This window comes from Ruegeria sp. AB8, assembly GCF_056542605.1.
Genome location: NZ_JBQGAB010000018.1, coordinates 12,890 through 31,439 on the forward strand (window position 1 = coordinate 12,890; position 18,550 = coordinate 31,439).

The window sequence follows — 18,550 nt, forward strand, 5'->3', positions numbered from 1 at the left end:
CCTCAGGGCGCAGTCAGGTCGACCCAGACCAACCTGTGCCTGCTGGCGCGTTCTGCGGTTTTGCGAAGGGCGGAGCCTTCTGGCGGCCAGAACAGTCCCGACCCTGCAACCGTCAGATCCGAGGATGGCAACACATAGTCTACCCGCAGTTCGCCGACCCCTTTCCAGCGAACTGTGTTGGTGTCACCCTCACCATTGCGGGGGATCGGGTCCTGCAAGCGTGGATCGGCCAGCAGTTTCCGGATTTCGTCGCGATGACCCTCGCCACCTTCGGGGTCCAGATTGGCGTCCCCGGCAATGACAAACGGGGCGGTCGGTGCCGGTCCCAAATGCCCGTCCAGAAGCAGTGACCAGAACCGAAGCTCATCGCGGTTGCGCAATCCGTTGCGGTCTTCAGGGCCGTCGAAGACAGGTGGCGTGGCATGAAACGTGAAAAGGCGCAGTTTGCCGATCGGGGTGTCGACTGGCACGACCCAGTGACCGGATGATGACAGGCGTTGCACGTATTGCGCCTGAGCTGAGGGAAATGGCCTTTCTGCCTGCTGTGGCAGTTGCTCCCCTGGCAAATCGCGCCACAGCAGCGCGGAGAAATCCAGCGTCTCGGACTGAATGATCTTGTATCGCGACAAGACCGCAAGCCCGCCGTGCCCCGTGAAACGCCCCCAGCCTTGTGCATCGCCGGGTCCTTGCGTTTCGCCATCTCCATCCAGATCGAACTCCGTTTCCAGTCCGGAATTGGGCCGTACCGAATAACTATGGGGGTAGTCGAGGCCTTGGCTGCGCAATTGTTCGGTGAACGCAGTCAGGGTCAGGCCGTCCAGATCCCAGTCGATACCTTGCAAAGCCACGATGTCGGGGCGAACCGCGCCCAGAACTTCGACCACTGCCTGAACCTGATCGTCACCCCGCTTTATGTCGCGCAGCAAAAGGCCCGGACCTTCCCGGCTGAGTTCTGTGTTGAAAGTCGCGACGCGCACCGTCTCTGCCTGCGCTGCGAAGGGCAGCAACAACACGACAAGGGCGCGGATCATGCAGTCTGCGTTGACTCGGCTGTGGAGTATGCGCGGCGCTTTTCGACGATCAGCCCGGCAATGCGCAGGGTCGCCATCCCACGCATGATCATGCTGGCAGGCAGGAAGGCCCACGCACACATGGTCCAGATCATCGTCTGCGGATTGCTGAGCGAGATGGGATTGGCAAAATCGGTCAATAGCTTGATCAGCGCGGGAATCAGGAACGGCAGAAGGATACCGATCGAGATATTCAGTCGGCCATCGCGCTGCAGGCGGGTGACGACGTCACCGCCCTTGGTCGGGTCGAACAGCGGCAGATTGGTCCAGACATTGAACGCTCCGTTTCCTGTCGGCCAGCCGCGCAGCTTCACGGCATAAGCAAAGCTTGCAATTGTCACCAGGGCCGCGACATAGGCCACACTGGCGGTCGCCCGAACCAGTTCGATCATCGACTGCCCGGCGTCAGCAGGAAGCATCAGAACGATCAGCCGAACCGGTGAATATGGAAAGTCAGCCACGTTGGCTACAGCGAGGCCCATGGAATAGACCGCGCGTGTCAGCTCGGTCGGGGCGTACATGTTTTTGCAGATCAGCGTCAGAAACGTGACCATCGACAGCAATCCGACAAAGCGCAGCCGGTTTACCGGCGGTGCATCACGGAATTCAATGAAACTGGGGAAGGCAGAGTTGTATTCTGCAAAGGTCAGGAAAAACGCGAGGATCGCGAGAAAGACGACAATCTCGGTTCCGTTCGTCGAAGATATCGGCAGATATAACGCAGGGGTAAGCACCATCAGTGCCACCAGTATTCCGCGTATCGCCGCCCCGGTTGTGCGCGCAATCAATATTCCGAACCCTTTCAAACTGGACCAGTCAGTTCTGTGCCGACTTCATTCCAACTTGTGCCTGCCGAGTGAGTCATCGGCGGATGCCTGTTTTGATGCAAGATGAACAAAACCGGTCAATCAGCTCAAGCCAAGGGGCAGAAAACACGTGCTTTCAGGCAAAATGATGGCGCAACTGGTGCGGGATTGCATCATTTTTGACGCAAATCCGACGTGTATGTCAAATTGATACCTACATGTTGTGGGCCACGAGTTTTCAACCCCAAGAATGCGAACGGGGCCGCCTTGGCGACCCCGTCAGGTTGAGTATCCCCAGATTCGTTTCCAGAATCAGACCCAAGGGCGGGACTGGCTGGCATGTTCCTCGTATCTGTCGATGTGATGGTCTTTTTCCATCGTCAGGCCGATATCGTCCAGACCGTTCAGCAGGCAATGCTTGCGGTGCGGGTCGATTTCGAACTCGATGACAACGCCGTCCGAGGTGGTGATCTGCTGATCTTCCAGATGCACGGTCATGCGGGCGTTTTCGCCTTTGTGTGCATCTTCCATCAGGATCGCGTGATGCTCTGCCTCGACCACGATGGGCAGGATGCCGTTCTTGAAGCAGTTGTTGAAGAAGATGTCGGCGAAGCTGGTCGAGATCACGACCTTGATGCCGAAATCCCTGATCGCCCAGGGCGCGTGTTCACGCGACGAGCCGCAGCCGAAATTGTCACCGGCCACCAGAATCTCGGTGTTGCGATAGGCGGGCTTGTTCAGGACGAAGTCTTCGTTCTCGCCGCCATGATCGTGATAACGCATCTCGTCAAACAGCACGACACCGAGGCCGGACCGTTTGATGGTTTTCAGATGTACTTTCGGAATGATCATATCGGTGTCGATATTGATCAGCGGCATTGGGGCGGCCACCCCGTGGACTTTTTCAAACTTTTCCATGTTCACACTCCTGCGGGAGAGGGCCGCGCCCATGCCCCGCGTTTAAGCTTCTTTCGCTTCTGTCGTTTCGTTTGGTGCGCCTTTGACGAAGAGCGCCATGAAGACCAGACCGAACCCGTTGAACAGCATCTCGATGCCAAGCAGGATGCCCAGCAACCGCAGCAGAACCGTTGGTTCCGCAGCCGCATAAGACCAGATGATGCCTGCCAGGATGATCGACAAGATCCCCGAAATTAGGGTCGGCCAGAAAAATGACGTTCCGCGCATCTGAAATGAAAGGATGATTCGGGCAATCCCGCCTGCCATGAACAGGATCAGAACAACCGTTGCCAGCGTCAGCGTACCTTCCAGCGGGTTGTCCAGGAAGGACCAACCCAGGAACAACATCACGGCCCCCATGATGAAGGACAGGATTTTGTTACCCGTTCCTTCAACCGAAAACCCCCCGGCAACCTGCAGCACGCCGGAGATCAGCAACAGCACACCCGTAACCAGTGTGACGGCAATGGACGCCACATAAGGCGCGCCCAGCACAAAGACGCCGAACGCTATGGACAGCAGCCCCAGCAGGAGCCATTTGACCCAATCACTCATTTCAGTCTCTCCCTCAAATATCTAGATATGAGGGTAGCTTACATCAGTTTACGGACGTCTGTCAGCCGTCCTGTGATTGCCGCTGCGGCAGCCATTGCCGGGCTCAGTAGATGGGTGCGCCCACCGCGGCCCTGACGGCCTTCAAAGTTGCGGTTCGAAGTCGCGGCGCAGCGCTCGCCCGGTTGCAATTGATCGGGGTTCATCGCCAGACACATCGAGCATCCCGCCAGACGCCATTCGAAACCGGCCTCTTTGAAGATGTCTGCCAGACCTTCTTCCTCGGCCTGAGCACGGACCAGACCCGAGCCGGGCACGACCATCGCGCGCATGCCGTCCTTGATCTTCTTGCCTTTCAGGATCGCGGCGGCGGCCCGCAGATCTTCGATTCGGCCATTGGTGCACGAGCCGATGAAGACGGTGTCGATTTCCACATCGCTCAGTTTCTGACCGGCTGTCAGGCCCATGTACTCGATCGAACGGCGGGCTGCATCGACCTTGCCGCCCTCGAAATCCTCGGGGTGGGGCACGGTTGCGGTGATCGGCAGAACGTCCTCGGGGCTGGTGCCCCAGGTCACGACCGGCGCGATGTCTTCGCCACGCAGGGTGACGACCTTGTCGAAATGCGCGCCTTCATCGGTGTAGAGCGTCTTCCACCAGTCCATCGCGGCTTCCCACTGCGCGCCTTTAGGGGCGTGCGGGCGGCCTTTGACATATTCAAAGGTGGTCTCATCAGGTGCGATCAGGCCAGCACGGGCACCGCCTTCGATGGCCATGTTGCAGACGGTCATGCGGCCTTCCATCGACAGATCGCGGATCGCTTCGCCGCAATATTCAATGACATAGCCGGTGCCGCCGGCGGTGCCGGTCTCACCGATCACGGCCAGCGTGATGTCCTTGGCGGTCACGCCCGGCTGCAATTTGCCGGTGATTTCCACCTTCATGTTCTTGGATTTCTTCTGGATCAGCGTCTGCGTGGCCAGAACATGCTCGACCTCAGACGTGCCGATGCCGTGAGCCAGCGCGCCAAACGCACCATGGGTGGCGGTGTGGCTGTCGCCACAGACGACGGTCATGCCGGGCAGGGTCCAGCCCTGTTCCGGGCCAACGATGTGCACGATGCCCTGACGAACGTCATTCACCGGGTAGTAGTGAATGCCGAAATCCTTGGCGTTCTTGTCCAGCGCTTCGACCTGAATGCGCGATTCGGGGTTTTCGATTCCGTTTACGCGATCCGGCGTGGTGGGAACGTTGTGATCCGGCACGGCAATGGTCTTTTCTGGCGCGCGCACCTTGCGGCCCGCCATGCGCAGGCCTTCGAACGCCTGCGGGCTGGTGACTTCGTGCACCAGGTGGCGGTCGATATACAGCAGGCAGGTGCCATCATCGGCTTCGTGCGCGACATGGGCATCCCAGATCTTGTCATAGAGTGTCTTGGGGGACATCGGTCCTCTCCCGTAAGTAATGAGAAATAGCTGGCGAGTTGGCTCAGGCGGCCGATAGGCGCGCCAGGACCGTGCGGGCAGCCCCGTAGAACCGTTCACGCAGACGCGCGCGGTCTTCCAGATTCTGAAGTTGGGCCACATTGAGTCTCATGCGGTTCAGATATAACGGCCACTCACGTCAATCAAGGTTCAATACCGGTGCAGTTCGCGTGCGGGCTTGCATCGCCTCGCACAGATCGCCAATCTGGCGGGCATGAACCAGGATTTGCTACCGGAAACGCTGTCCGAGCTTTACGCGAACATGACGGCGGCTTTTTCAGAACAGCTTGAAAATCTGATCGAATTGATCGTCACGCCGGGCTGGAGGCAGTACCAACTCGTCATCATCCTGTTCCTGTGGTTGTTGGCGTTCCTGCTGAAACTGCTGACACAGAGCCGGTGGGAGGCCTGGGCCCGCGCGCGTTCCGGCTGGCCGAAATGGCGACTGCGCATTCTGGTCCAACTGATGCGGCGCCTGACGCTCGTATATTTCACGCTGCTGTCCTGGGGACTTTACTGGGGGATGCAGCAGGCGACATGGCCCTCGCGCAGTTACATCATCGGTGTTTTTGCCACATTGGGCCTGGCCTGGCTGGCCATCGCGCTGGTCTCGCGGCTGGTGCGGAACCGAACGCTGCGGCAGATATTCAAGTGGTCCATGTGGGTCTACGCAACGCTGATTGCCCTGGGGTTGACCGATGATGTGGCCGGGTTCCTGGACGGGGTGGCGATTTCCATCGGCGATCTGCATATCTCGGCGCTTGGGATCATCAAGGCTGTCCTGCTGATCGGCATCCTGCTGACGCTGGCCCGGCTTGGAACGCGCGCGGCCGAGCGCGGGCTGAAAAGCAACGACGACATTACGCCCTCGATGCAGGTGTTGCTGGCCAAGGGCATTCAGGTGCTGCTTTACGGCGCGGTTTTCATGGCCGCGATCCGCACGCTTGGCTTCGACCTGACGGGGATCGCGCTGTTGTCCGGTGCGATCGGTGTCGGCATCGGTTTCGGGCTTCAGAAAGTGGTGTCGAACTTGATTTCCGGGATCATCATCCTGATGGACCGGTCGATCAAACCCGGCGATGTCATATCGCTGGGCGACACGTTCGGCTGGATCAATGCGCTGGGCGCGCGTTATGTTTCGGTCGTCACTCGAGATGGGCGCGAATATCTGATCCCGAATGAGGATCTGATCACCAATCAGGTGGTGAACTGGTCGCATTCTGACAAGTTCGTTCGGCTGGATCTGAAGTTCGGCACCAGCTATGGCGATGACCCACACAAGGTACGTGCCACGGCCATCCGGTCCGTTAAAACGGTGGCCCGGGTGCTGAGCGGCGGCTCGCACGAACCTGTCTGCCACATCACCGGTTTCGGCGACAGCAGCGTGGACTACGTGTTGCGGTTCTGGATCAGCGACCCGACCAAGGGGCTGACGAATATCCGGGGCAATGTCTACCTGGCGCTGTGGGACGCGTTCAAGGATGAGGGAATAACAATACCCTTCCCGCAGCGTGAGGTTCGCTTGCTTCCCGACGACGCAGACGCGCAACAACTCTCGAAAGAGTGAAAGGGCCAGGCGCCCTGAAATCGCCCGTTCATTGAAATGTTGCATTCCCCTTGTTACCTTAATAGTACCCCAGCGCCGGGGTTTTGGCGGCGCGCAGCAAAGGAGGACTATGTCCTGTCTCTACATACACAGGCGGGTTTGCCCGCCGATGATGGTGCCAGCGTAATGGCCCACTCTCAGTCAATCAGCGACAAGCTGCTTGAGCGCATCCTTTCCTCACTTTCCGATGACAAGGCCGAAGACGTCGTGCAGATCAACCTGCAGGGCAAATCGTCGGTTGCGGATCACATGGTAATTGCCTCGGGTCGGTCGACCCGTCAGGTCTCGGCCATGGCGGAAAAGCTGACGGATCGAATCAAGCAGGAATTCGGTTTCACCTCGAAGGTCGAAGGCAAGGATGCAGGCGACTGGGTCCTGATCGATACGGGCGACGTGATCGTCCATATCTTCCGCCCTGAAGTGCGTGAATTCTATCAGCTGGAAAAGATGTGGCTGCCTCAGGGCGGCAGCGCCTCGGCGAACTGAGGCGCCATCCCGGTCTGCATTAACAGGCCGGAGGCGAGAGAGACATGCGTATCAGCATAGTTGCGGTCGGGCGATTGCGCGCCGGACCGGAGAAGACCCTGCTTGACGATTATCTGACCCGATTTGACCGGACCGGCCGCGCGCTGGGCCTTGGTCCTGCGCGGGTGATCGAAGTTGAAGACAAGAAAAACGCCGGTATGGGCGCCGAGGGCGCGCTACTTCGCAAGGCACTGCCCAAAGGGGCTGTAATCTGTACGCTGGATGAGCGGGGGCAGGTGTTGTCCTCTCCCGATTTTGCGCGGAAGTTGGGCAACTGGCGGGATGCCGGGCGACAGGAACTGGCGCTAATTATTGGCGGGGCGGACGGAATAGATCCGGGTCTGCGCGCCGAGGCCGACTTTTCCATTTCCTTCGGGTCGATGGTCTGGCCTCACATGTTGGTCCGTGTGATGTTGGCCGAACAACTCTACCGGGCCGCAACTATTCTGTCGGGCGGCCCCTATCACCGGGTCTGACATGGCACAGCTTCTGATCATCTATCATTCACGCACCGGCGGTAGCCGCCAGATGGCCGAGGTTGCGGCAGAGGCGGGGCGGGATGAGGCAGATGTGGTGTTGAAAACCGCCTGTCAGGCTGTGCCTGAGGACCTGCTGCGCGCCGATGGATACATCTTCTGCGGACCCGAGAATCTGGCGGCGATTTCGGGTCAGATGAAAGAATTCTTCGACCGCAGCTACTATCCGGTTTTGGGAAAAATCGAAGGCCGTCCGTATGCACAAATGATATGCGCCGGGTCAGATGGCCAAAATGCCGCCCGTCAGATCGCAAGGATCGCGACGGGATGGCGATTGAAAGAGGTGCAGTCCCCTTTGATTGTTTGCACCCATGCCCAGACGTCCGAGGCTATACTGGCCGAAAAGACCATCCCGGCCGACCAACTGGACAAATGCTCCGAAGTTGGGGCAGCCATGGCCGCCGGCCTCAGTCTGGGTGTGTTCTGATCGTCACTTCAACTGGACGATTGTCGTCTCGGCGTTCCAGCCGTCCACGCTGCAACGGGCCTGCACCTGAACCTGCGACGTGCCCGCCGGTATCGTGATGCCGCTCAGGGATCGCGTGAAAGGCTGCTCGGTCTCGTGTGGGTGGTGCAGAACGCGAATGCCGATCTGTTCGCCGTTCATGTTGAGAATACGCCAACCATCCGCGTAGTGATCCCAGCCGGTGTCAGGGTGACGGATGGTGACATCAAACCGCCACGTATTCCCGTTGCTGCTGGTCGTGACATTTTCGATCACGGGCGGGTCGGCGAGGGCTGGCGCAGCCAGGAGCAGGTTGAGAATCAGGTATCGCATGGTCCGAAGCTACGGTTTTGTAAGCGGATTGTTAATCACGTCTGTGTGTCTGTCTGACCGGTTGTCAGCGCAATGTGAAGAGCTGATCGGTGTGACGGTGCGTTTGGGCGGTACTGATCATGTGGGGCCGAAGCTGCCACCGATGAATGCTTGTCAGCCCTCCCGTTTGGTAATATTATTTTACCAAAAGGGAGGTTTCGCCATGGAAATGCCACTGCCTGATCCGGACGTGATTTCACGAAAGCACAGGATCACAACGCGCCTGCAACAGGTTTTACCAAGCGATGCGATCATTCACGATCAGGCTGAAACCCGGGCGTATGAATGCGACGCCCTGACGGCATACAGGTGCCCTCCGATGCTGGTGGTTTTGCCATCAACCACTCAGGAGGTATCGGAGGTTCTGCGTATTTGCCATCAGGAAGGCGCGCCGGTTGTCCCGCGTGGCGCGGGGACGTCTCTGGCCGGAGGCGCCCTGCCAACCGCCGACTGTGTCATTCTGGGCGTCGCACGTATGAACGATGTGCTGGAGGTAGACTTCGACAACCGCTTCATCCGGGTGCAGACGGGCCGAACGAACCTGAGTGTTACCGGTGCAGTCGAAGACAATGATTTCTTCTATGCCCCGGACCCCTCATCGCAACTGGCCTGCGCGATTGCCGGTAATATCGCAATGAATTCGGGTGGGGCGCATTGCCTGAAATATGGGGTGACGACCAACAACCTGCTGGGCGTGAAGATGGTAATGATGGACGGCAGCGTGGTCGAAATCGGCGGGGCGCATCTGGATTCAGGCGGACTGGACCTGCTTGGCGTCATCTGCGGCTCGGAAGGGCAATTGGGTGTCGTGACCGAGGCAACGCTGCGCATCCTGCGCAAACCGGAAGGCGCGCGGCCTGTTCTGATGGGTTTTGACGACAACGAAGTCGCCGGGCAGTGCGTGTCCGACATAATAAAGTCAGGCATTTTGCCGGTGGCAATCGAATTCATGGACCGTCTGTGCATTCAGGCCTGCGAGAACTTTGCCAAAGCCGGGTATCCGGATTGCGAAGCCCTGCTGATTGTCGAGGTCGAAGGATCCGAGGCCGAGATCGACAGCCAGTTGTCGAAGATCATCGAGATCGCCAAACGTCACAACCCGGTCGAACTGCGCGAAAGCCAGTCCGCCGAGGAAAGCGCCCGAATTTGGCTGGGGCGCAAATCGGCCTTTGGCGCGATGGGGCAGATGAACGATTATATGTGTCTCGACGGCACGATCCCGGTTTCATCGCTTCCAAAAGTGCTGCGACGTATCGGCGAGATGAGTGAGGAATTCGGACTGCCTGTCGGCAACGTGTTTCATGCAGGCGACGGCAACATGCATCCGCTGATCCTGTTCGATGCCAACAAACCGGGCGATCTTGAGAAATGCGAAGCGTTCGGTGCCGAAATACTGAAGCTATGCGTCGATGTCGGGGGATGTCTGACCGGCGAACACGGGGTCGGAATCGAAAAGCGCGATCTGATGACGCATCAGTACGGGGCGCAGGATCTTGAAGCGCAGATGGCGGTCAAGGATGTGTTCGATCCGAACTGGCTGCTGAACCCGGCCAAAGTGTTTCCACTGGATGTTTCGGCGACGCGCCGAATTGCTGCGGAGTAGGGGGCACTGCCCTCGTCGCGCGATCGCCCCGAGGATTTTGGAACAGAAGAAGAGACATGAGACCTGAAACAGAGGCCGAATTGGCCGAAATGGTGGCCGGGCTGGCGCAGCCGGTGCGAATTGCCGGGGGAGGTACCCGAGGTGTGACCGGGCCGGATGCGGACCTGAGTGTGACAGGATTGCGCGGGATCACCCTCTATGAGCCTGGTGCGCTGACATTGGTCGCCCGGGCCGGAACTTCGGTAGCGGATATCAATGCCGCGCTTGATGCCGAAGGCCAGAGGCTTGCGTTCGAGCCGATGGATCATCGCGCGCTGATGGGCACAACAGGCGAGCCGACAATAGGGGGCGTGGTTGCTGCCAATGTCTCGGGGCCGCGCCGCGTACAGGCGGGGGCGTGTCGGGATTTTCTTTTGGGCGTGCGCTATGTCGACGGTTTGGGGCAAGTGATCCGAAACGGTGGCCGGGTGATGAAAAACGTCACCGGATACGATCTGGTCAAGCTGTTGGCCGGGTCGTGGGGGACGCTTGGCGTGTTGACCGAGGTCTCGCTGAAAGTTTTGCCGCGCTCGGAAAGTTCGGCAACTCTGGTGTGGAGCGGGTGCGACTGGTCACAATCCCTGAAACTGTTCAGCGAGGCGCTGGCGTCCCCTTTCGAAGTCACGGGTGCCGCGCGACTGCCGGGCGGATCACAGATGAAACAAACAACGTCCGAGACGGTCATTCGTATTGAAGGGTTCAGCGATTCAGTTGCGTATCGGGTTGGCAAACTGGCAGAAATGTTCAACCATCAAAAGCCCGACCGAATAGTGACCGACGCTGCGGAAAACGAGGCGATCTGGAAGGCTGTTCGTGATGTCGAGCCCTTTGCAGACACTGCGGGAAATGTCTGGAAAACGTCCGTCAAGCCGACAGACATGCTGCGCGTCGTAGACCAGCCGGGCTGCATTCATCTTCTGGATTGGGGCGGAGGGCTGATCTGGGCGCTTGCGCCCGAAGGGTTCGATCTTCGGGCCGCGCTGGCCGAGGTTCCGGGGCATTCCACGCTTGTTCGGGGCAGCGATGCTGAAATCGCAAGGTTTGGTCGTTTTCAGCCCGAACCTGCAGGGTTGGCCGCGCTGACGCAGGGATTGCGACAGCGGTTTGACCCGAAGGGTTTATTCAATCCGGGCCTGATGGGGTAGGGTAATGCAGACAACTTTTTCCGAAGAACAGTTGCAGGATCCCGCAATCCGAAGGTCCAACGACATCCTGCGGAGTTGCGTGCATTGCGGTTTTTGCACTGCGACCTGCCCGACATACCAGGTTCTGGGGGATGAACTGGACAGCCCGCGCGGGCGTATCTACCTGATCAAGGACATGTTGGAGAACAATCGCGTTCCGGACGAAAAGACCGTCAAACACATTGACCGTTGTCTGTCCTGTCTGGCTTGCATGACCACCTGCCCGTCCGGCGTGCATTACATGCATCTGGTCGATCACGCGCGCGAGTATATCGATACGAACTACAAGCGCCCCTTCATGGATCGTGCACTGCGCTGGATGCTGGCGCAGATCCTGCCTTACCCGATGCGGTTCAGGTGGGCTTTGATCGGGGCAAAGCTGGGGCGGCCATTTCGCTTTCTGATGCCTGATGCGCGTTTGCGTGCAATGCTGGATATGGCACCAAAACACATCCCGCCAGTGAGCCGAAACGATGATCCGCAGTGCTTTGAGTCCAAGGGCGAACGCAAAAAGCGCGTGGCGTTGATGACAGGTTGCGCTCAAAAGGCGCTGAACACCGATATCAATGACGCCACAATCCGCCTGTTGACCAGATTGGGGTGCGAGGTCGTGGTCGCCGATGGCGCCGGTTGCTGTGGAGCGTTGACCCATCACATGGGCAAGACGCGCGAAAGTCACGCTTCTGCCGCGACCAACATCCGGGCCTGGACGCGCGAGATGGACAGCAAGGGACTGGATGCCATCGTCATCAATACATCGGGCTGCGGGACAACCGTGAAGGATTACGGTCACATGTTCCGCAACGACGCGCTGGCTGCGGATGCGGAACGTGTATCTGCAATTGCCATGGATGTCAGCGAGCTTCTGATGCAGCTGGAACTTCCCGAAAGTGAAGGCCGGGGCATGAGTGTGGCGTATCACGCGGCCTGTTCGCTGCAGCACGGGCAAAAGATCAAAACCTATCCCAAGGATTTGCTGAAGCGCGCAGGTTTCACCGTGTCCGAGCCGGCTGACAGTCATCTGTGCTGTGGCAGCGCCGGAACCTACAACCTGTTGCAGCCTGAAATTTCGGCCCAACTCAGACAACGCAAAGTGCGGACACTGGAAGCGAAAAAGCCCGACGTGATCGCCGCCGGAAATATTGGGTGCATGATGCAGATCGGTTCGGGAACAGGTACGCCCGTCCTGCACACGGTCGAGTTGCTGGACTGGGCGACAGGCGGCCCAATGCCCAGGGCCTTGCAACAAAGCCGACCAGCCGACGCCGGTGACGTACCCATTCTGAAGTAATCGCGGTTGATGCAACGCAGCCTCAATTGTGATGGAAAAACCCTGACTGGGCCTGCGCCCTATTTTCGCCGCACCGTTTGCGTAACAAACTGTCTTTAGCAATGCCGGAGACATGCGTGCGAAACTGGATCAGGGCCATAGCGTTTGCTGTGTTGCCAATGGCAGCCATGGCGCAGGACACGGGGCTTAAAAGCCTTGAGACTTCGGATTCCGGGCGCGAGTGGATGGCCGTCGGGCGGTTGGATATCGCCGGAACCGGTTTTTGCACCGGGACACTGATTGCACCCGGACTGGTTCTGACTGCAGCGCATTGCCTTTTCGACAAATCGACGCGCCGTCGGATTGACCCCGCTTTGATCGAGTTTCTCGCCGGTTGGCGCCTGGGCCGCGCATCGGCGTACCGCGCTGCCCGGCAGGTCGTAATCCACCCAGAATACCGTTTTGACGGCGGAACCCCGTCAGAACGTGTCCGGCATGATATCGCGCTGATCGAATTGTGGCAGCCGGTCCGGAACACAACGGTCATTCCTTTCGAAACTGGTGAACGCCCTGTGCAGGGCGAAGAAGTGGGTGTTGTGTCCTACGCACAGGACAGGGCCGAGGCGCCATCCCTGCAGGAGGTCTGTTCTGTCGTGACCGGGCAGGGGGGTGTTCTGGTGATGTCCTGCGACGTGGATTTTGGCGCTTCAGGCGCGCCGGTGTTTTCCTTTGCTGGTAATCGTCCCCGCATTGTCTCGGTCGTTGCGGCCAAGGCGATGATGGGCGGCAAGAGCGTCGCGATCGGTACGGCGGTTGAGGATGCGCTGCAATTGTTGCGTGCAGAACTGTCGGCAGGGCGCGGATACGGCTCTAAAACCGGTGATTCAGGCAAAAACATCGGGGCAAGGTTCGTAAGGCCATGATCAGGTTTCTGCTGTTCTTCCTGTTTTGCCAGTCCGTTCTGATCGGTGCAGCATCCGCCCAGACATCAAGCAAACGCACGCTGGTGGACCGCGATGATCTGTATGGATGGGAAGCGGTCGGACGATTGGATGTGGGGTCGCGGTCGTTTTGTACCGGAACGCTGATTGCGCAGGACCTGGTGCTGACGGCAGCGCATTGCGCCCTGGACAAGAAAACCGGCAAACCTTACCGGTCTGGCGAGGTGGTTTTCCGCGCCGGGCTGAGCAACGGCAAGGCGTTGGCCGAACGCAACGTGGTGCAGATCGCCGCCCATCCCGCCTATGGCGCGAATGAACCGCTTTCGCCTGAAGCGGTTCGCGCCGACGTCGCGCTCATGCGTCTGGAAAAGCCAATCCCTTACACGATTGCCGATCCCTTCGCCTTGCATGGCGGGCAAATTCTCAACAAGGAAATCACCATTGCCTCATACGGGTTGGGCCGGTCCGAGGCGATTACGCGCGAACGATCATGCCGAATTCTGGAACGACGTCTGGGTCTGATTACCTTTGATTGCGATATTACCTTTGGGTCATCCGGTTCGGCCATACTGGCGAAAAATGGCCCGCGCTGGCAGATTCTGTCCGTGGTGTCCGCCGTCGGAGTCTATGACGGAAAAAAGGTCGGATTTGGTATGGAACTGGCCGGCGTCGTGTCCGAACTCAAGTCGATCATGCGGCGGGATGCGCCGCAACCCAAGGCCTCGATCCGCCGGTTGCAGGTGGGATCGGGCAAGTCCAGCTCGGGTGCGAAATTCATCGGTGCTGGCGGGTCTTGAACTCGGCGAAATCGCTACCCATGTGAATTGTACCGGATCGCCACAACGGGGTTCGGAAAACATCACCGCCCGTCCGAACGGAGGGCAACAAATCGTGAATCGCTCAAACATGAGGATACGACACATGCGTACATTTGATTTTGCACCGCTGCACCGCGCCACCATCGGTTTCGACCAGATCGCCGACATGATGGACCGCGTTCTGACCAACGACGTGGCTCAGCCCAGCTACCCGCCCTATAACATCGAGAAAACCGATGCCGACACCTATCGGATTTCCGTCGCTGTCGCCGGTTTTTCGGAAGATGACCTGTCGGTCGAAGTGAAGGAAAACGCGCTGATCGTCGCCGGTAAGAAAGCCGCCGAAGACAAACAGCGCAGCTACCTGCACCGCGGCATCGCCACGCGCGCGTTCGAGCGCCGCTTTGCCCTGGCCGACCATGTCCGTGTCACCGGCGCCAGCCATGAAAACGGCATGCTGAACATCGACCTGAAGCGCGAAGTGCCCGAGGCCCTGAAACCGCGCCGGATTGAGATTAGTTCGGCGAAAGCCATCGAAAAAGATGTGGTTGACGCCAAGGCCGTGAACTAACGCGCCTGAAGATCCTGCGACGGTCTCCTCCTCCCGGACCGTCGCAACACCCGCCCCGCGTTCCTCCAGACGCGGGGCGTTGTTTTTTGTCCGAAAATTTTCGCAAAGTAGATGGAGCAGCCAACTGGCGGCGGTGTCAGTCCACCGCGTTCTTGAAGATGATTCCGTCCTTCATGATCAGATCAAAGTTAGCATTCGGGTCGGCCACAAGGTCCAGATCATCAAGCGGGTTGCCGTTCACTAGGATCAGATCGGCATAGGCTCCATCGGCAATTATCCCCAACTCACCCTGTTGGTATGGATGGCGCGGACCAGATAGTTTGAGCAATTGCGCATTGTCATGGGTGGCCATCTTAAGCGCTTCAAAAGGCGTAAACCATTTGCCGAGCTTGGCCAGGAACTTACCCTGTTTTTCCGCAGTCTCCGGGTCAAAAAGCATGTCGGTACCAAACGCGATATTGACACCAATCTCTTTGGCTAAAGGGTAAATTTTATCAGTCGCATCAGTGACTTGTATCCATTTTTTTGTGCTGAATGGATCATCGAAAACGAACGCGTCTTCGTCGTTGAGCAAGGGTTGAATGCTTAGCCAGACGCCCTCATCTTTCATCATTTGAAGGGTCTCTTCACTGACAAGGAAACCGTGTTCGATTGACTTGACGCCAGCCCTGATGGCTGTCTGCGTCGCACGGTCGGTAAAGATGTGAGCTGCGACATAAGTGTTCCAAGTCTCGGCCACGTCTACAATCGCTTCCATTTCTTCCAACGTGTATTCTTGAACATCCAGTGGGTCGAAAACAGAGGATACTCCTCCGCCCCCGGCGAACTTCAATTGTACCGCTCCCATGCGCAGCACCTCACGGCTACGTTTTAGGAGATCGGGAACACCATCCGCCACAAGAAGAAGCGAATTTCTGTTCCAGTATTCCAACGCATCGCCGGGGTTGGTTGGTGTCGATTGAAGTGCACGGTAGTCAAAGTGACCAGACGTTTGGCTAATCGGCGGACCAGAGGGTAAAATACGGGGTCCTACAAGCTCACCACGGTCGATCATTTTCTTAATGGTGAATGGGTTACCACCTACATCACGAACTGTGGTGAACCCACGCATCAGAGTTTTTTGGGAACCTAAGGCACCTCGGATGGCTACTTCAGACATGTCGCCAGCTACAATTGTTGCTTGCGGGGCATAGGCATAAGACGTGTGCCAATGTGCATCAATCAGACCAGGGATCATTGTACGTCCGCCGCCATCGATGATTTGCGCGTTTGCAACACTGAGAGTTTCAGTCGATACAGCCGTTATCAAGTTGCCGGTAACGACGACGTTCGCGTTCTCAATCAGAGCTTCGTTCTGACCGTCAAAGACGTTCACGTTCGTAAACAAGATCGGCGTCGCATCTGTTTGCGCTTGGGCTGCTCCGCCCAATAACGCCAAACAAGCAAGAAGCATTTTCATTCAAAGCACCTCAATTCACTGGGGTCAGGTAAGAACTTCAAAGTGATCAAGACATAGCTCAACCTGCGCAAAAGCATACTGAAATTTTGCAACTGTTAGTACCTTGGTCAGTTTCGCTTTTGCCTGATTTAAAGTCCTATAGGCTAAGGTGTCTATGGTGCTGGCACTGCGCCTGAAATCGTACGACTTTTGAAAGGTCAGCGTGTATTTTGCTGAACCGCCACATGCTTCGCGAATGTTTGGGTTCGACGGTCGTTTCTTAACGTCAGGAACGCTCTATCACCGGGGGTGCTGAAGGATTGTCCTGAGTCGATACTTTGTACTCGACGTCGCCCCAGCAACTACTGTCGGACTGGAAAACTTGTCTCCGCAAACGGAAATCGGAAAGATATTTGCAGTCTTTTTCCTTTTTGTTGAGACTGGTTTTTTAACCCCGAGTACAGCCCAGTTTGCAAGGGCACCACTCCGAAACTGCAAAACAGGAAATACCTAGCAAATAATTTAGCGCTTTCCGCTCAAAGTAGGCTTCAATCCATAAAACCCGCGCAAGTTCCCCGCGGGGGTTTCAGGCATTGTTAGGCTGGCAATCAATTCCCAGCAGTGACTGATCCCATCGACCAGAATATCGTCTCGCCCGAGGCATCGTGCACCCCATCATTCTGGGCCATTACCAAAGCTACGCCAGCGGGCACGACAGCCAGACATTCGATCTTTTCCAGTATGAACCAACGATCGAGGTTAGTTCAGACAACGAGATGCCGTAGATTTTAGCGGCCCAAGCGTTCAGCACCTGGGCCGTTTCAAATCAAACCGACAGGCAGACGTATTTCATCTCCAGATAGTCTTCCATGCCGTGGTGGCTGCCTTCGCGGCCCAGGCCGGATTGCTTGACTCCGCCGAACGGGCCCAGCTCGGTCGAGATGATGCCGGTGTTCACGCCGACGATGCCGTACTCCAGTGCCTCGGCCACTTTGTAGACGCGGCTCAGGTCCTTGGCGTAGAAGTAGGAGGCCAGACCAAAGATCGTGTCGTTGGCCATCGCGATCACATCGTCCTCGTCCTCGAACTTGAACAGCGGCGCGAGCGGCCCGAATGTCTCGTCCTGCGCGACCATCATGTCCTGCGTCACGCCGGTCACGATCGTCGGCTGGAAGAAGGTGCCACCCAGGTCATGCGGCAGACCGCCGGTCAGAACTGCACCGCCCTTGTCGGTGACATCCTTGATGTGTTCCTCCACCTTGGCGACAGCTTCGGCGTTGATCAACGGACCGGTCGTGGTGCCCGCGGTCAGACCGTCGCCGACGTTCAACGCTTCGACCGCTGCTTTCAGCTTGGCTGCAAACTCATCGTAGACACCGGCCTGTACGTAAATCCGGTTGGCGCAGACACAGGTCTGGCCGTTATTGCGGAACTTGCACAGCATGGCACCTTCGACGGCCGCATCCAGATCGGCGTCGTCGAACACGATGAAAGGCGCGTTGCCGCCCAGCTCCATCGAGCACTTCATGACCTGATCGGCGGCTTGGCGCAGCAGGATGCGTCCCACCTCGGTCGATCCGGTGAAGGTCAGCTTGCGCACACCCGGGTTTTCGCAGAATTCCTTGCCGATCTCGCTGGCACGCGAGGACGGCACGACGTTGAACACACCCGCCGGGATGCCGGCCTTTTCGGCCAGAAGGCCAAGAACCAGCGCGGATAGCGGTGTTTCGGCTGCAGGGCGGGCGACAAACGCGCAGCCAGCGGCCAGCGCGGGTCCTGCCTTGCGGGTGATCATCGCGTTGGGGAAGTTCCAGGGCGTGATCGAGGCTGCAACGCCGATCGGCTGTTTCAGAACCATGATCCGCTTGTCGCGCTGATGGCCGGGGATCGTCTCACCGTAAACGCGCTTGGCCTCTTCGCCAAAGAACTCGATGAAGGATGCACCATAGCCGATCTCGCCAACGGCCTCGGCCAGTGGCTTGCCTTGCTCGGCGGTCAGGATTTTGCCCAGATCTTCGGCGTTTTCCATCATCAGGTCGTACCAGCGGCGCAGGATCACCGCACGTTCTTTACCGGTCAGCTTGGCCCATTCCTTTTGCGCAGCCTCTGCCTGTGCAATCGCGCCAGCAACCTGGGCGCGGCTCAGGTCCGCAACCTCAGCCACCACATCGCCGCGCGCGGGGTTGGTTACAGCAAAGGTGCCATTGTCGCCATCCACCCATTGACCGCCAATATAGGCTTTGGTCACCAGCAGATCGGGGTTTTTCAGGATTGATTTAAGGTCGGTTGTTGCGTCCAGCATGAGTCAGTCTCCGGCAGGAAAAGATTTGCGC

At 58.1% G+C, this 18,550-nt stretch carries 20 protein-coding genes; 11 read left to right on the forward strand and 9 right to left on the reverse strand.

The features are described from left to right. Positions 1-2: 2 nt before the first annotated feature. From ACR0CG_RS17690 to ACR0CG_RS17715, 6 genes are all read right to left on the reverse strand, one after another. Positions 3-1,031 (reverse strand): endonuclease/exonuclease/phosphatase family protein, encoded by a 1,029-nt coding sequence (locus tag ACR0CG_RS17690; RefSeq protein ID WP_480526537.1) that lies wholly within the window; start codon positions 1,029-1,031, stop codon positions 3-5. After that, on the reverse strand, positions 1,028-1,858 hold the full coding sequence (locus ACR0CG_RS17695) for a hypothetical protein (RefSeq protein WP_480526539.1): 831 nt from the start codon (positions 1,856-1,858) through the stop codon (positions 1,028-1,030). Before ACR0CG_RS17695 ends, ACR0CG_RS17690 begins: the two co-directional genes overlap by 4 nt. Before the next feature lie 330 nt (positions 1,859-2,188). Next, entirely contained in the window at positions 2,189-2,794 is a 606-nt protein-coding gene (gene leuD / locus ACR0CG_RS17700) for a 3-isopropylmalate dehydratase small subunit (RefSeq protein ID WP_480526541.1), read from the reverse strand. 42 nt (positions 2,795-2,836) lie between these two features. Further along, on the reverse strand, positions 2,837-3,388 hold the full coding sequence (locus ACR0CG_RS17705) for an HdeD family acid-resistance protein (RefSeq protein WP_480526542.1): 552 nt from the start codon (positions 3,386-3,388) through the stop codon (positions 2,837-2,839). A gap of 38 nt (positions 3,389-3,426) precedes the next feature. After that, positions 3,427-4,830, reverse strand: coding sequence for a 3-isopropylmalate dehydratase large subunit (gene leuC / locus ACR0CG_RS17710; RefSeq protein ID WP_480526544.1), 1,404 nt, complete (start codon positions 4,828-4,830; stop codon positions 3,427-3,429). A gap of 43 nt (positions 4,831-4,873) precedes the next feature. Continuing rightward, positions 4,874-4,969, reverse strand: a complete 96-nt coding sequence (locus tag ACR0CG_RS17715) for an isopropylmalate isomerase (protein ID WP_480441683.1) — start codon at positions 4,967-4,969, stop codon at positions 4,874-4,876. Between the two features lie 114 nt (positions 4,970-5,083). On the opposite strand from ACR0CG_RS17715, the gene ACR0CG_RS17720 reads away from it, so the two are divergent. The 4 genes from ACR0CG_RS17720 (at position 5,084) to ACR0CG_RS17735 (ending at position 7,963) form a co-directional block, all read left to right on the forward strand. Then, positions 5,084-6,436 carry a mechanosensitive ion channel family protein gene (locus tag ACR0CG_RS17720; protein WP_480526650.1) on the forward strand — a complete coding sequence of 451 codons (1,353 nt, stop codon included), beginning with the start codon at positions 5,084-5,086 and terminating at the stop codon, positions 6,434-6,436. A 165-nt stretch (positions 6,437-6,601) separates the two neighbouring features. Beyond that, positions 6,602-6,961, forward strand: coding sequence for a ribosome silencing factor (rsfS, locus tag ACR0CG_RS17725; protein WP_058276550.1), 360 nt, complete (start codon positions 6,602-6,604; stop codon positions 6,959-6,961). Positions 6,962-7,005: 44 nt separating this feature from the next. Continuing rightward, entirely contained in the window at positions 7,006-7,476 is a 471-nt protein-coding gene (gene rlmH, locus ACR0CG_RS17730; RefSeq protein WP_480526545.1) for a 23S rRNA (pseudouridine(1915)-N(3))-methyltransferase RlmH, read from the forward strand. 1 nt (position 7,477) lies between these two features. Further along, a complete protein-coding gene (locus ACR0CG_RS17735; RefSeq protein ID WP_480526547.1) occupies positions 7,478-7,963 on the forward strand; it encodes a flavodoxin family protein in 486 nt (161 codons plus the stop codon). Positions 7,964-7,966: 3 nt separating this feature from the next. On the opposite strand, the gene ACR0CG_RS17740 is transcribed toward ACR0CG_RS17735, so the two are convergent. Further along, on the reverse strand, positions 7,967-8,314 hold the full coding sequence (locus ACR0CG_RS17740) for a hypothetical protein (protein WP_480526549.1): 348 nt from the start codon (positions 8,312-8,314) through the stop codon (positions 7,967-7,969). A 202-nt stretch (positions 8,315-8,516) separates the two neighbouring features. Here ACR0CG_RS17740 and ACR0CG_RS17745 point away from each other — a divergent pair, with 202 nt between their 5' ends. The 6 genes from ACR0CG_RS17745 (at position 8,517) to ACR0CG_RS17770 (ending at position 14,779) form a co-directional block, all read left to right on the forward strand. Next, complete coding sequence (locus tag ACR0CG_RS17745) at positions 8,517-9,956, forward strand: FAD-linked oxidase C-terminal domain-containing protein (protein ID WP_480526551.1); 1,440 nt, start codon at positions 8,517-8,519, stop codon at positions 9,954-9,956. A 56-nt stretch (positions 9,957-10,012) separates the two neighbouring features. Then, entirely contained in the window at positions 10,013-11,140 is a 1,128-nt protein-coding gene (locus ACR0CG_RS17750; RefSeq protein WP_480526553.1) for an FAD-binding protein, read from the forward strand. Positions 11,141-11,144: 4 nt separating this feature from the next. Beyond that, complete coding sequence (gene glcF / locus ACR0CG_RS17755) at positions 11,145-12,470, forward strand: glycolate oxidase subunit GlcF (RefSeq protein WP_480526555.1); 1,326 nt, start codon at positions 11,145-11,147, stop codon at positions 12,468-12,470. Positions 12,471-12,586: 116 nt separating this feature from the next. Next, positions 12,587-13,372 carry a trypsin-like serine peptidase gene (locus ACR0CG_RS17760; RefSeq protein WP_321250447.1) on the forward strand — a complete coding sequence of 262 codons (786 nt, stop codon included), beginning with the start codon at positions 12,587-12,589 and terminating at the stop codon, positions 13,370-13,372. Then, positions 13,369-14,187: a trypsin-like serine protease gene (locus ACR0CG_RS17765; protein WP_170825262.1), complete on the forward strand. Its 819-nt coding sequence runs from the start codon at positions 13,369-13,371 to the stop codon at positions 14,185-14,187. The genes ACR0CG_RS17760 and ACR0CG_RS17765 overlap by 4 nt, the downstream gene beginning before the upstream one ends. 124 nt (positions 14,188-14,311) lie before the next feature. After that, positions 14,312-14,779, forward strand: coding sequence for an Hsp20 family protein (locus ACR0CG_RS17770; protein WP_170681897.1), 468 nt, complete (start codon positions 14,312-14,314; stop codon positions 14,777-14,779). Between the two features lie 136 nt (positions 14,780-14,915). Here the strand turns inward: ACR0CG_RS17770 and ACR0CG_RS17775 are convergent, their stop codons facing one another. Then, the gene (locus tag ACR0CG_RS17775; protein WP_480490816.1) at positions 14,916-16,238 is read right to left on the reverse strand and encodes a metal-dependent hydrolase family protein; all 1,323 of its coding nucleotides are present in this window, start codon (positions 16,236-16,238) and stop codon (positions 14,916-14,918) included. A 304-nt stretch (positions 16,239-16,542) separates the two neighbouring features. Here ACR0CG_RS17775 and ACR0CG_RS17780 point away from each other — a divergent pair, with 304 nt between their 5' ends. Next, positions 16,543-16,731, forward strand: a complete 189-nt coding sequence (locus ACR0CG_RS17780) for an ion channel (protein ID WP_480526652.1) — start codon at positions 16,543-16,545, stop codon at positions 16,729-16,731. A gap of 312 nt (positions 16,732-17,043) precedes the next feature. On the opposite strand, the gene ACR0CG_RS17785 is transcribed toward ACR0CG_RS17780, so the two are convergent. After that, on the reverse strand, positions 17,044-18,519 hold the full coding sequence (locus ACR0CG_RS17785) for an NAD-dependent succinate-semialdehyde dehydrogenase (RefSeq protein WP_480526557.1): 1,476 nt from the start codon (positions 18,517-18,519) through the stop codon (positions 17,044-17,046). Positions 18,520-18,550: the final 31 nt, after the last annotated feature.